Origin of the sequence: Streptomyces sp. NPDC005899, from assembly GCF_040629645.1 — a bacterium.
In the GTDB taxonomy this organism is placed as follows: Bacteria; Actinomycetota; Actinomycetes; order Streptomycetales; family Streptomycetaceae; genus Streptomyces.
The window spans coordinates 1-12306 of record NZ_JBEXWB010000184.1; the positions used below are offsets into that span (position 1 = coordinate 1).

Sequence of the window (12306 nt, forward strand, 5' to 3'; positions counted from 1 at the left end):
GGGCACTCCACCCCGGGTGGGGGCCCGGCACGCCGGCGCACACCTCACCGGACGCGCCACCCGGAGGTCCCCGGGCCGGCGGCGGAGCACCCCGTTCGACTCCCCGGCGGCTCGATTGGCCCGGCCTCCCGGCGGCCGATTGGCCCTGAGCGGCGGCCCGTCGGCTCCCTAGGATCGAGCCATGACCGACCCCGAGAACCCCGTGACGGGAGCGGCGACCGTCGACTTCTACGTCGACCCCGCCTGCCCGTTCGCCTGGATCGCCTCGCGCTGGATGCTGGAGGTCGAGCGGCTGCGCGCCGTCGATCTCCGCTTCCACGTCATGAGCCTGTACCTGCACAACACCGGCAACGAACTCCCCGACGGGTACCGGGACCTCGTCGACCGGTCGATCGGCCCGGTCCGGGTCCTCGCCGCCGCCGCGCAGGAGCACGGGGACGCGGTCCTGCGCGACCTGTACACCGCCCTCGGCACCCGCATCCACCAGCGGGGTGACGACGACTTCGACGCCGTGATCACCGACTCCCTGGCCGAACTCGGCCTGCCCGCCGCCCTGGCGGACGCCGCGCACACCGACCGGTACGACGAGGCCGTGCGCCGCAGCCACGAGCGGGGCATGGATCCGGTGGCCGGCTCCTACGTCGGTACGCCCACGATCCACGTGGACGGCACCGTGTGGTTCGGGCCCGTGCTGAGAGCCGTGCCGCGCGGCGAGGAGGCGGCCCGGCTCTTCGACAGCTTCCGGGTGCTGGCCGGCCACCCGGACCTCTTCGAGCTCAAGCGCACCCGCACCGGGAGCCTCGACTGCGGCTGACCGCCGGAGGCCGCCTCAGGCGACGAGCGAGCCCAGTCCGTCCGCCGGGGCGCAGGCCTCGTCGTACCGGACCGTCAGCAGCCTCGCCAGCTCGGGGGACGGACCCAGCACACCGGCCAGGACCTCGGCCCCCGCCTCGGCCGCCCCGGCCGCGATGCGGTCGGGGAGGCGGCCCGGCGCGATCACGTACGGGGCCACCGCCACCCGCCGGGCCCCCTCGGCCCGCAGGGCCCGTACCGCCTGTGCGGTACCCGGAAGAGAAGCGGAGGCGAACGCAGGCCGCACGGCGCACCAACCGGTGTGCCGCAGCTCCCGCGCGATGTCAGCGATCACCGCGATCGCCTCCGGGTCCGTCGATCCCGCCGACGCCAGGACGAGGCCCGTGGAGGACCTGTCGGCGGGGGTGAGGCCGGCCTCGTACAGCCGTTGTTCCAGTGCCGTGTCCAGCAGGGGTGACGGGCCGAGGACGCCGGCCTGCCGGATCCGCAACCGCGGGAGCCGGGCCCGGGCCTCGCGCAGCACCGAGGGGATGTCCGACTTGGCGTGGAAGGCGCGGGTGAGCAGCAGCGGAAGCGCCACCACCTCGTCCGCGCCCTCCGCCGCCAGGCGCTCCAGCACCCGGGGCACGGCCGGGGCGTTGAACTCCAGGAAGCCCGTCTCCACGCGCAGCCCGGGCCGCAGCGAGCGTACACGCGCGGTGAGCGCGTGCACGGTCGCCGCGTGCCGCGGGTCGCGGCTGCCGTGGGCGACGACGAGGAGGACGGGGGAGGGCATGGGGACTCAGCTCTTCACGAGGAGGCCGCGGCTGCGCAGTACCCGCCGCTCCAGCGGACTGAAGATCAGCAGGTCGATGGCGATGCCGACGAACAGGATGAGGAGGATGGCCAGGAAGATGCCCGGCATGTCGAAGTTGTTGCGGCCGTTCTCCAGGAACTGCCCCAGCCCCAGACCCAGGTCGGGGGAGGAGGCGATGATCTCGGCGGCCATGAGCGAGCGCCAGGAGAACGCCCAGCCCTGCTTGAGCCCCGCCAGGTAGCCGGGCAGCGCCGCAGGCAGGACGATGTGCCAGGTCCCGCGCAGCCCGGTCGCGCCGATCGTGCGGCCCGCGCGCAGGAACAGCGGCGGCACCTGGTCGACGCCGGACACCAGGCCGTTGGCGACGGACGGCACCGCGCCGAGCAGGATGACCGCGTACATCGTCCTGTCGTCGAGCCCCAGCCAGATGATGGCCGGAGCCACCCACGCCACGGACGGCAGGGACTGCAGGCCCGACAGGATCGGGCCGATCGCCGCCCTGACGACCTTGACCCGTGCCACCAGCAGCCCCAGCGGGGTGCCGATGACCACGGCCATCAGGAAGCCGAGCAGACCGCGCGACACACTGGTCCAGATGACCTCGAGCAGGGTGCCCCGCAGCCACATGTCCTTCGCGCTGTCCCAGACGGCGGACGGCGGCGGCAGCTTGTAGTCGTCGGTCACCTTCGCCCAGACCAGCAGCTGCCAGACGAGGACGACCAGGACCACGGCCACGGCGGGCGGCAGGACCTTGCCGAGCAGCACCTCGCGCAGCGGGGTCCGCCGCACCTGGACGGCGTCCAGGGCGTCCAGCCCGGCCTCGAGCCCGGCCAGGTCGTCGGCCTTGGTTTCAGTGCTGGCCATGACGGCGGATCTCCCCACGCAGTTGTTCGGTGATCTCGACGGACAGTTCCGCCACGGCGGTGTCCTCGATGCGGCGCGGGTGCTCGATGTCGACCGTCCACTCCCGGGCGATGCGGCCCGGGCGCGAGGACAGCAGGACGACACGCTGCGCGAGCCGGACCGCCTCGCGCACGTTGTGCGTGACGAAGAGGACGGAGGCGTTCGTCTCGCGCCAGATACGGGTCAGCTCGTCGTGCAGCACGTCGCGGGTGATGGCGTCGAGCGCGGCGAACGGCTCGTCCATCAGCAGCAGCTGGCTGTCCTGGGCGAGCGCGCGGGCCATCGCCACGCGCTGCCTCATCCCGCCCGAGAGCTCGTGCACCCGCTTGCCGTACGCGCCGCCGAGGCGGACGAGTTCGAGGAGCCGCTCCGCCTCCGTGCGGCGGTCGGTCTTGGGCACTCCGCGCATCCGCAGGGCGAGTTCGATGTTCTTGCCCGCGGTCAGCCACGGGAAGAGGGCGTGCTCCTGGAACATCAGGGCCGGCCGCCCGCCGGGGGTCTCGATGGACCCCGCGGTCGGGCGGTCGAGTCCGGCCACCAGGTTGAGCAGGGTGGACTTTCCGCACCCCGACGCCCCCAGGAGGGTGACGAACTCGCCGGGAGCGACATCGAGCGTGATGTCGTCCAGGACGAGTTGCCGCCCCGTGGGTCCGGCGAAGGACTTGGAGACGTGCGTGATGCGAGCCGCGTGCTCGACCGCTGCACGGTCCCCGGCCTTGGTGAGGGTGGTGGTCGCCATGGTCGTCACCTCCTGGGAGTCGTCGGGATCCTGGTGCGGGGCGGGCTACTTGACGCCGAGACCGGCGTCGGCGACCGCGGGCTGCCCCGCGGCCTGGAGGATCTTGTTCAGCGGCTTCAGGTCGTAGATGCCGGCGAGGTCCGGCTTCTCCAGCAGCCCGGCCTTGACCGCGTGGTCCGCCTGGGCCTGCAGGGTGGCGGCCAGCGGGTCGTCGGTGAACCGGACGGACTTCCACGCGGGGTCCAGGACCTCGGCGGGAAGGGCCTTGCCGCTCAGCTTCTCGAGCGCCTTGTTCGCGGACGCCTTGGCCTTGTCCTGGTTGGCGTTGATCCACTTGTTGGTGTTCACCGTGCCGCGCAGCACCGCCTCGACGACGTCCGGGTGCGCGGAGAGGAACTTCTGCGACACGATGATGTTCGTGATCACGAACTGGTTGCCCGGCCACAGCGTCGACTCGTCCAGCAGCACCTTGCCGCCCTCGGCCACCAGCTTGGAAGCGGTGGGCTCGGGGACCCAGGCACCGTCGAGGGAGCCGGACTTGTAGGCGTCCGGTGTCACCTTGTTGTCGGATCGGACCACGGAGACGTCGCCCTTGCCGCTCTGCGCGTCGACCTTCCAGCCCTTCTCGGAGATCCAGTTGAGGAAGGCCACGTCCTGGGTGTTGCCGAGCTGCGGGGTGGCGATCCTCTTGCCCTTGAGGTCGTCGACCGTCTTGATCTTCTCGGGGTTCACGACCAGCTTCACGCCGCCGGAGGCCGAGCCGCCGATGATCCGCAGGCTCTGGCCCTTGGACTTCGCGTAGCCGTTGATCGAGGGGGAGGGGCCGATGAAGCCGATGTCGATCGAACCCGCGTTGAGCGCCTCGATCTCGGAGGGCCCGGCGTTGAACGTCGACGGCTTGACCGCGGTGCCGCCGAGCTCCTTGGCGATGAGGCCCTCCTGGATACCGACCAGGGCGGTGGCGTGCGTGAGGTTGGGGAAGTAGCCGATCTTCACGGTGTCCGCGGAGAGCTTCTTCCCGTCCGCGGAGACACTCTTGGTGTCGTCGTCCTCGGACTCGGAGCCGTAGCCGCAGGCGGTGAGCGCCACGGCGAGCAGCGGCAGGGCGGCGGCGGCGGCGAGGCTGCGGCGCAGGGTGGTACGGGGGGCAGACACGGGAGGCTTTCCTCTCGTCGGCCCGGTGCTCACGTCCCCCGGGGACGGGGTGACGCGGCCGGGCGGTCGGCAGGTCTTCGGAACGGGCGGAGCGTTCGGGCGCGCAGGCAGTGCGCGTACGTCATCACGCACATCGCCCGACCCCGCCCTGGCCGCTGCCGAGGGCGCCGCTGCCGACCCGGCCGCCCTCCTTCGCGAAGGTCGAGAAGAAGTCGGTGCGCATCAGAAGTCCCACTCCGCGTCGTCGGCGGAGGTGCCCTCGGCGTCCTGCGCCGTCACGGCGGCGAACGAGGCGCCCGCCATGCCGGCCGTCAGCGTCGTGCCGTCGGCGGGGTCGATCAGGAGGAAGGAACCGGTGCGCCGGGAGGCCGCGTAGGCGTCGAGCGCGAGCGGTTCCGCGGTGCGGACCACGACCCGGCCGATGTCGTTCGCGACGAGCCGACCGGGGGACGGGTGCTGGGAGAGGTCGTCCAGCGTGAGCCGGGAGGGGATGTCCTTGACGATCGCCTTCACCGTGCGGGTGGTGTGCTTGAGCAGCACCCGCTGGCCCACCGTGAGCGGCCGGTCGGCCACGTGGCACACGGTCGCCTCGACGTCCTGCGTGACGGCGGGGGCGTCGTCCGCGGGGGCGATCAGATCGCCGCGCGAGACGTCGATGTCGTCGGCCAGCCGGATCGTCACCGACTGCGGGGCCCAGGCGACGCCGACGCTCTCGCCGAGCGCGTCGATGCCCTCGATCGTCGTGGTCCGTCCGGAGGGCAGGACCGAGACCCTCTCCCCGACACGGAACACCCCGGCGGCGATCTGACCGGCGTAGCCCCGGTAGTCGGGGTGCTCGGCGGTCTGCGGGCGGATCACGTACTGCACGGGGAAGCGCGCGTGGCACTCCGTCAGGTCGTGGCTGACCGGCACCGTCTCCAGGTGCTCCAGGACCGTCGGCCCGCCGTACCAGTCCATGTTCGCGGACGGTTCCACGACGTTGTCGCCGGCCAGCGCCGATATCGGGATCGCGGTGATCTCCGGCACGCCGAGGGAGGCGGCGTACGCGGTGAACTCCTCGGCGATCGCGGCGAAGACGGGCTCCGCGTACTCGACGAGGTCCATCTTGTTCACGGCGAGGACGACGTGGGGGACCCGTAGGAGTGCGGCGACGGCGGCGTGGCGGCGGGTCTGCTCGACGACGCCGTTGCGAGCGTCGACGAGGACGACGGCGAGCTCCGCGGTGGAGGCGCCGGTGACCATGTTGCGGGTGTACTGCACGTGGCCCGGGGTGTCGGCGAGGATGAACCGGCGCCGCGGCGTCGCGAAGTAGCGGTAGGCCACGTCGATGGTGATGCCCTGCTCGCGTTCCGCGCGCAGCCCGTCGGTCAGCAGTGCCAGGTCGGGCGCCTCCTGCCCGCGGTTGGTGGAGGCCAGCGCGACGGCCTCCAGCTGGTCGGTCAGCACCGACTTGGAGTCGTGCAGCAGACGGCCCACGAGGGTGGACTTGCCGTCGTCGACGGAACCGGCGGTGGCGAACCGCAGCAGGGTGGTGGCCGAGAGCTCGGTCGTGGTGATGCTCATGTCTAGAAGTACCCCTCGCGCTTGCGGTCTTCCATCGCGGCCTCGGACATCTTGTCGTCGGCGCGGGTGGCGCCTCGTTCGGTGAGGCGGGAGGCGGCGATCTCGGTGATCACGGCGTCCAGGGTCGTGGCGTCGGAGTCGACGGCGCCGGTGCAGGACATGTCGCCGACGGTGCGGTAGCGCACCTGGCGGGTCTCGACCTTCTCGTGTTCCTTCGGCCCACCCCAGTCGCCGGCGGTGAGCCACATGCCCGAGCGGTTGAAGACCTCGCGCTCGTGGGCGAAGTAGATCTCCGGCAGCTCGATGCCCTCGCGCTCGATGTACTGCCAGACGTCCAGCTCGGTCCAGTTGGAGATCGGGAAGACGCGGACGTGTTCGCCGGGGGCGTGGCGGCCGTTGTAGAGCTGCCAGAGTTCGGGGCGCTGGCGGCGGGGGTCCCACTGGGAGAACTCGTCGCGCAGGGAGAAGACGCGCTCCTTGGCGCGGGCCTTCTCCTCGTCGCGGCGTCCGCCGCCGAAGACGGCGTCGAACCGGTGCTGCTGGATGGCCTCGGTGAGGGGGACCGTCTGCAGGGGGTTGCGGGTGCCGTCGGGGCGCTCACGGAGCTTGCCGGCGTCGATGTACTCCTGGACGGAGGCGACGTGCAGGCGCAGGCCGTGCTTCGCGACGGTGCGGTCCCGGTATTCGAGGACCTCGGGGAAGTTGTGCCCCGTGTCGACGTGCAGCAGCGTGAAGGGGATCGGGGCCGGGGCGAACGCCTTCAGTGCCAGGTGCAGCATCAGGATCGAGTCCTTGCCGCCGGAGAACAGGATCACCGGCCGCTCGAACTCACCCGCCACCTCGCGGAAGATGTGCACCGCCTCGGACTCCAGGGAGTCGAGGTGGCTCAGCGCGTACGGGTGGTCGGTGCCTTCCGGCACGGTGGCGACGGTGCTCACGCCAGGCCCCTCTCGGTGAGCAGCGCGTGCAGCGCCGCCGCGGACTCCTGCACGGTCTGCCGGTGCGACTCGATCCGCAGATCCGGTGACACGGGTGCCTCGTAGGGGTCGTCGACCCCGGTGAGGCCGCTGATCTCGCCCGCCGCCTGCTTGGCGTACAGCCCCTTCACATCGCGTACCGAGCAGACCTCGACGGGGGTCGCGACGTGCACCTCCAGATAGGCGGTGTCCTCGGCCCGGTGGCGCTTGCGGACCGCGTCACGGCTGTCGGCGTACGGGGCGATGACCGGGACGAGCGCCTTCACGCCGTTGGCGGCCAGGAGTTCGGCGACGAAGCCGATCCGCTGGACGTTGGTGTGCCGGTCCTCGCGGGAGAAGCCGAGACCGGCGGAGAGGAACTCCCGGATCTCGTCACCGTCCAGCACCTCGACCCGGTGCCCGTCGCCGCGCAGCCGGCCCGCCAGTTCGTAGGCGATGGTGGTCTTGCCGGCGCTCGGCAGACCGGTGAGCCAGACGGTGGCTCCCGTCTCCGTCACGCTCATCGATATCTCCTGATCAGTCGTCATCAGCCGTGCAGCCCGCACTCGGTCTTGCCGCGCCCGGCCCAGCGGCCGGCCCGGGCGTCCTCGCCCTCCAGCACCCGCCGGGTGCAGGGCGCGCAGCCGACGGAGGCGTAGCCGTCCGTCAGCAGCGGGTTGGTCAGCACGCCGTGCTCGGCGACGTAGGCGTCCACGTCGTCCTGGGTCCAGCGGGCGATCGGCGAGACCTTGACCTTGCGGCGCTTGGCGTCCCAGCCGACGACGGGGGTGTTCGCGCGGGTGGGGGACTCGTCGCGGCGCAGCCCGGTCGCCCAGGCGGTGTACGCGGTCAGGCCCTCTTCGAGCGGCTTCACCTTGCGCAGGGCGCAGCACAGGTCGGGGTCGCGGTCGTGCAGCCTCGGCCCGTACTCGGCGTCCTGCTCCGCCACGGACTGACGCGGCGTCAGGGTGATGACCTCGACGTCCATCACCGCGTCCACGGCGTCCCGGGTGCCGATCGTCTCCTCGAAGTGGTAGCCCGTGTCGAGGAACACCACGCTCACCCCGGGGGCGACGCGGGAGGCCAGGTGCGCCACGACGGCGTCCTCCATGGAGGAGGTGACGCAGAACCGGCGGCCGAAGGTGTCGGTGGCCCACTTCAGGATCTCGAGCGCGGAGGCGTCCTCCAGCTCGCGTCCCGCACGCTCGGCCAGCTCCTCCAGGGCCTCGTCGGTGAGTTCGCCCGCTCGCAGCGTGTCCGTCATGTCCCGTCCCCTTCCACGTCGTCGCGCTGGAGTCCGTGGGCCAGCAGGCCCAGGAACTTCAGCTGGAACGCGCGATTGCAGGAGGCGCATTCCCAGGCGCCGTGCCCGGCCTCGTGCGGGCGCAGGTCCTCATCGGCGCAGTACGGGCAGTAGAACGGCGCGGCTCGTCCGCTCATGACAGCGACTCCGCTCCGGCCCGGGCGGCCCAGGTCGCGAAGCGCTCGCCGTCCTCGCGTTCCTCCTGGAACCTGCCGAGGACCCGCTCCACGTAGTCGGGCAGCTCGGCGGAGGTGACCTTCAGCCCGCGCACCTTGCGGCCGAAGCCGGCCTCGAGACCGAGGGCGCCGCCGAGGTGCACCTGGTAGCCCTCGACCTGGTTGCCCTCCTCGTCCAGCATCAGCTGGCCCTTGAGGCCGATGTCGGCGGTCTGGATGCGGGCGCACGCGTTGGGGCAGCCGTTGATGTTGATCGTCAGCGGCTCGTCGAAGTCCGGGAGGCGGCGCTCCAGTTCGTCGATGAGCGCCGCGCCGCGCGCCTTCGTCTCGACGATGGCGAGCTTGCAGTACTCGATGCCGGTGCAGGCCATCGTGCCGCGCCGGAACGACGACGGCTTCACCTGGAACTCCAGCGCCTCCAGACCCGCGGACAGGGACTCCACCTGGTCCTGCTCCACGTCCAGGATGATCATCTTCTGCTCGACGGTGGTCCGGACGCGGCCGGAACCGTGCCGCTCGGCCAGTTCCGCGATCTTGGCGAGGGTGGACCCGTCCACCCGGCCCACGCGCGGCGCGAAGCCCACGTAGAAACGGCCGTCCTGCTGGCGGTGCACCCCGATGTGGTCGCGCCACCGGGAGGAGGGCTCCGCGGGGGCGGGGCCGTCGAGCAGCGGGCGCTTCAGGTACTCGTCCTCCAGCACCTGACGGAACTTGGCGACACCCCAGTCGGCGACCAGGAACTTCAGCCGGGCGCGGTTGCGCAGCCGGCGGTAGCCGTAGTCGCGGAAGATGCCCACGACGCCCGCCCAGACGTCGGCGACCTCGTCCAGCGGCACCCAGGCGCCCAGGCGTTCGGCGAGACGCGGGTTGGTGGACAGCCCGCCACCGACCCAGAGGTCGAAGCCGGGTCCGTGCTCGGGGTGCTCGACGCCGACGAAGGCGATGTCGTTGATCTCGTGCACGACGTCCTGCACCGGGGAGCCGGAGATGGCGGTCTTGAACTTGCGCGGCAGGTTGGAGAACTCCGGGTTGCCGATGTAGCGGGCGTGGATCTCGTCGAGCGCCGGGGTGCCGTCGATGATCTCGTCCGCGGCGATCCCCGCCACCGGCGATCCGATCATGGTGCGCGGGCAGTCGCCGCAGGCCTCGGTGGTCGAGAGGCCCACCGCCTCCAGCCTCTCCCAGATCGCGGGGACGTCCTCGATGCGGATCCAGTGCATCTGGACGTTCTGCCGGTCGGTGATGTCGGCCGTGCCGCGCGCGTACTGCTCGGAGACCTCGCCGATGACCCGCAGTTGCGCGGTCGTCAGCCTCCCGCCGTCGATCCTCACCCGCATCATGAAGTACGAGTCCTCGAGCTCCTCGGGCTCCAGCACCGCGGTCTTGCCGCCGTCGATGCCGGCCCGGCGCTGGGTGTAGAGGCCCCACCAGCGCATCCGCCCGCGCAGGTCGTTGGGGTCGATCGAGTCGAAACCGCGCTTGGAGTAGATCGTCTCGATGCGTGTCCGCACGTTGAGACTGTCGTCGTCCTTCTTGAACTGCTCGTTCCCGTTGAGCGGGGTGAAGTGACCCATGGCCCACTGACCCTCACCACGGTGTCGTCCGGCCTTGCGGCGGGGCGTGGCGGTAGCAGGCTGTTCCGGGCTGGCGGCCATGGCGAATACGTCCTTCGGGACTGCAGGAGGGCGGCTCTGAACTGCACACTCGCGTGAGGCGCGGCGGTGCGCAGGGGAAAGCGGTGGGTCAAGGGATCGCGGCGGTGCTGGAGACTCTCAGCGGGCCGGACAGATGGCGCTGGACATGCGGCCGAGGTCGACGTGCCGCCGACTCACCAAGGCAATTCCAGTTCCGGACATGACGGAAGCGTGTCACGCGCATCTCGGGCCAGTCCACCACGATCCACCATGTGGACGAGATGGTCTCGAAAGATGAGACAATGTGGCCTCCGTCACGTCCGGCCGCCGGCAGGGCGGCTCAATCGGCGCAGGGCCCGGGGTACGCGCCCGGCCACGGACCCGGCTGCTCCACGCAGGGCTCCCGCTCCGTCCGGGTGTCGAAGAGCCGGAAGCCGCGACGCAGGTAGTTGTCCATGGCGTGCGGACCGTCGTTCGAGCAGGTGTGCACCCACACCCGCTCGGTCGGTGTCCGGCCGGGGTGGCGTTCCGCCAGGTCCCAGGCGCGCGCCACCCCGTACGACAGCAGATGGCCGCCGATCCGGCGCCCGCGGAACGCCGGGATCAGCCCGAAGTAGCCGATCTCGACCACACCGCCCTCCTGGGCGTCGAGCTCGATGAACCCCGCGGGCGTGCCGTTCTCGTACGCCACCCACGTCTCGGCCCCCGGCCGCTCCAGGATCTCCTGCCACTCGGCGTAGGTCAGACCCAGGCGGTCGGTCCAGCGGACGTCGCCGCCGACCGCCGTGTACAGGAAGCGGCTGAACTCCGGCAGCGGTGTCTGCGACCGCACGATCCGCACCGCACCCGCGGGCGCGGCGGCGGGCCGCAGATCGGTGGGCGCGGTCTGCTCCAGGGACCAGACCGTCACCTCGGAGGTCGCCTGCGGGGCCGGCACCCCGGACGTGGGGCCGGTGGGACGCGTGGGGTTGCTCATGACGGCCAGGGAACCACGCCGCCGGGCGGCACCCAAACCCGCACCGGGCCGCACGACGGCGGGCCGGTGACCCGGCCCCGCCGGGGGCGGGGCGAAGCCCTCAGGCCGCCCCCGCCGAGGCGCGCGCCCCGACCACCACCGGAGCCGTCGAGCGGGGCAGCAGGTCCGCCGGTACGGCGGGGTGGACGACCTCGACCTCCACCCCCTCGCCGAACCGGTACGGGCGGTGCGCGAGCACCTCCGCCAGATGCCGCCGCATCCGGGAGACCTCGGCCCGCACCGTCACCGTCCGGGTCGGATCCCCGAAGACGTCCTGCGCCAGCTCGGCGGCAGTCCGCCCCTCCCGGTGCACGGCCAGCGCGTACAGGAGCTCGGCGTGGCGGGGCGACAGCGGACGCGTCCACGTACCCACCGGGCCGCCGGTCACGTGGACGGCGAGCCCCCGCTCGTGGCTCAGGTCGAGCACGACCCGGCGCGGCGGCCTCTCCGACGGGCCGTCCGCGACCCTCACCAGCCAGCCGCCGGGCAGCGGTTCCACCTCGCACATCCCCAGCGAGGCCAGCCAGACCCGGCCCGGCCGCAGCGACTTGGGCAGCGGCAGGCGGTCGACGGGCGGCATTCCGCTGACGGCGGCGCACCAGCCGTGCGTGTCCACGGCCATCGCGCGCCCGCCCAGCCGGCACAGGATCGGTGCCGCCACCGACCGCAGCCGCTCGACGGCCCTCAGGTGCCGGTTGCGCAGCTCGCTCTCGGCGAGGGCCGCCACCGAACCGACCAGGGCCATCGTCGCCGGGTGGAAGGTGGAGACGGGCCCCGTGATGTCGACGATCCCCATCAGCCGGCCGTCGCGGGGGTCGCGTACGGGGGCCGCGGCGCAGGTCCAGTCGTGCAGGGCCCGGACGAAGTGCTCGGCGGAGTGCACCTGGACGGGGGTGCGGGTGGCGAGCGCGGTGCCGATCGCGTTGGTGCCGGTCACGCCCTCCTCCCAGGCGGCGCCCTCCTCCAGGCAGATGTCCTTCGCCAGGCGCATCACGGTGGAGTGTCCCTGGCGCCACAGCACCCGGCCCTCGTCGTCGGTGACGACCATGATCTGCCGGGCGGCGTCGGCGATCGTGGCGAGCCCGTCCCGCAGCAGCGGCATGACCTCGCCGAGCGCCGAGCTCCTGCGCCGGTGCTCGATCTCCTCCGCCTCCAGCAGCCTGCTCTGCGGGGACTGCTCGGGATCCACACCGCTGCGCAGCACCCGGGCCCAGGACGCGTCGATCTCCGCGCGCGGGACCTGCGCGGTGCGC

Annotated in this window: 14 protein-coding genes; 1 reads left to right on the top strand and 13 read right to left on the bottom strand. The window is 72.0% G+C overall.

The window, feature by feature from the left end; translation table 11 throughout:
- Positions 1-181: 181 nt before the first annotated feature.
- The gene (locus ABZ371_RS20185; protein ID WP_358681377.1) at positions 182-814 is read left to right on the top strand and encodes a DsbA family protein; all 633 of its coding nucleotides are present in this window, start codon (positions 182-184) and stop codon (positions 812-814) included.
- A gap of 15 nt (positions 815-829) precedes the next feature.
- Here the strand turns inward: ABZ371_RS20185 and ABZ371_RS20190 are convergent, their stop codons facing one another.
- From ABZ371_RS20190 to ABZ371_RS20250, 13 genes are all read right to left on the bottom strand, one after another.
- Positions 830-1588 carry a sirohydrochlorin chelatase gene (locus ABZ371_RS20190; RefSeq protein WP_358681380.1) on the bottom strand — a complete coding sequence of 253 codons (759 nt, stop codon included), beginning with the start codon at positions 1586-1588 and terminating at the stop codon, positions 830-832.
- 6 nt (positions 1589-1594) lie between these two features.
- A complete protein-coding gene (locus tag ABZ371_RS20195) occupies positions 1595-2473 on the bottom strand; it encodes an ABC transporter permease (RefSeq protein ID WP_358681383.1) in 879 nt (292 codons plus the stop codon).
- The gene (locus ABZ371_RS20200; RefSeq protein ID WP_358681386.1) at positions 2460-3251 is read right to left on the bottom strand and encodes an ABC transporter ATP-binding protein; all 792 of its coding nucleotides are present in this window, start codon (positions 3249-3251) and stop codon (positions 2460-2462) included. Before ABZ371_RS20200 ends, ABZ371_RS20195 begins: the two co-directional genes overlap by 14 nt.
- A gap of 45 nt (positions 3252-3296) precedes the next feature.
- A complete protein-coding gene (locus tag ABZ371_RS20205) occupies positions 3297-4406 on the bottom strand; it encodes an aliphatic sulfonate ABC transporter substrate-binding protein (RefSeq protein WP_358681389.1) in 1110 nt (369 codons plus the stop codon).
- 222 nt (positions 4407-4628) lie between these two features.
- Entirely contained in the window at positions 4629-5969 is a 1341-nt protein-coding gene (locus tag ABZ371_RS20210; protein WP_358681392.1) for a GTP-binding protein, read from the bottom strand.
- 2 nt (positions 5970-5971) lie between these two features.
- Entirely contained in the window at positions 5972-6907 is a 936-nt protein-coding gene (cysD, locus tag ABZ371_RS20215; protein ID WP_358681395.1) for a sulfate adenylyltransferase subunit CysD, read from the bottom strand.
- A complete protein-coding gene (gene cysC / locus ABZ371_RS20220) occupies positions 6904-7473 on the bottom strand; it encodes an adenylyl-sulfate kinase (protein WP_358681398.1) in 570 nt (189 codons plus the stop codon). Before cysC ends, cysD begins: the two co-directional genes overlap by 4 nt.
- Positions 7473-8189 carry a phosphoadenylyl-sulfate reductase gene (locus ABZ371_RS20225; RefSeq protein WP_358681401.1) on the bottom strand — a complete coding sequence of 239 codons (717 nt, stop codon included), beginning with the start codon at positions 8187-8189 and terminating at the stop codon, positions 7473-7475. The genes cysC and ABZ371_RS20225 overlap by 1 nt, the downstream gene beginning before the upstream one ends.
- Entirely contained in the window at positions 8186-8365 is a 180-nt protein-coding gene (locus ABZ371_RS20230; protein ID WP_358681404.1) for a hypothetical protein, read from the bottom strand. Before ABZ371_RS20230 ends, ABZ371_RS20225 begins: the two co-directional genes overlap by 4 nt.
- Positions 8362-10059 carry a nitrite/sulfite reductase gene (locus ABZ371_RS20235; protein ID WP_358681407.1) on the bottom strand — a complete coding sequence of 566 codons (1698 nt, stop codon included), beginning with the start codon at positions 10057-10059 and terminating at the stop codon, positions 8362-8364. Before ABZ371_RS20235 ends, ABZ371_RS20230 begins: the two co-directional genes overlap by 4 nt.
- 117 nt (positions 10060-10176) lie before the next feature.
- A complete protein-coding gene (locus tag ABZ371_RS20240; protein WP_310591794.1) occupies positions 10177-10260 on the bottom strand; it encodes a putative leader peptide in 84 nt (27 codons plus the stop codon).
- Between the two features lie 118 nt (positions 10261-10378).
- Positions 10379-11014, bottom strand: a complete 636-nt coding sequence (locus ABZ371_RS20245) for a GNAT family N-acetyltransferase (protein WP_358681410.1) — start codon at positions 11012-11014, stop codon at positions 10379-10381.
- Positions 11015-11114: 100 nt separating this feature from the next.
- On the bottom strand, positions 11115-12306 hold a 1192-nt coding region (locus ABZ371_RS20250; protein WP_358681413.1), incomplete at its 5' end, for a GAF domain-containing protein.

Excerpts from the sequence above, each read along its gene's own strand:
- ABZ371_RS20185 (WP_358681377.1), top strand. The coding sequence starts at position 182 with ATGACCGACCCCGAGAACCCCGTGACGGGAGCGGCGACCGTCGACTTC.
- ABZ371_RS20190 (WP_358681380.1), bottom strand. The coding sequence starts at position 1,588 with ATGCCCTCCCCCGTCCTCCTCGTCGTCGCCCACGGCAGCCGCGACCCG.
- ABZ371_RS20195 (WP_358681383.1), bottom strand. The coding sequence starts at position 2,473 with ATGGCCAGCACTGAAACCAAGGCCGACGACCTGGCCGGGCTCGAGGCC.
- ABZ371_RS20200 (WP_358681386.1), bottom strand. The coding sequence starts at position 3,251 with ATGGCGACCACCACCCTCACCAAGGCCGGGGACCGTGCAGCGGTCGAG.
- ABZ371_RS20210 (WP_358681392.1), bottom strand. The coding sequence starts at position 5,969 with ATGAGCATCACCACGACCGAGCTCTCGGCCACCACCCTGCTGCGGTTC.
- cysC (WP_358681398.1), bottom strand. The coding sequence starts at position 7,473 with ATGACGACTGATCAGGAGATATCGATGAGCGTGACGGAGACGGGAGCC.
- ABZ371_RS20225 (WP_358681401.1), bottom strand. The coding sequence starts at position 8,189 with ATGACGGACACGCTGCGAGCGGGCGAACTCACCGACGAGGCCCTGGAG.
- ABZ371_RS20230 (WP_358681404.1), bottom strand. The coding sequence starts at position 8,365 with ATGAGCGGACGAGCCGCGCCGTTCTACTGCCCGTACTGCGCCGATGAG.
- ABZ371_RS20235 (WP_358681407.1), bottom strand. The coding sequence starts at position 10,059 with ATGGCCGCCAGCCCGGAACAGCCTGCTACCGCCACGCCCCGCCGCAAG.
- ABZ371_RS20240 (WP_310591794.1), bottom strand. The coding sequence starts at position 10,260 with ATGTCCGGAACTGGAATTGCCTTGGTGAGTCGGCGGCACGTCGACCTC.
- ABZ371_RS20245 (WP_358681410.1), bottom strand. The coding sequence starts at position 11,014 with ATGAGCAACCCCACGCGTCCCACCGGCCCCACGTCCGGGGTGCCGGCC.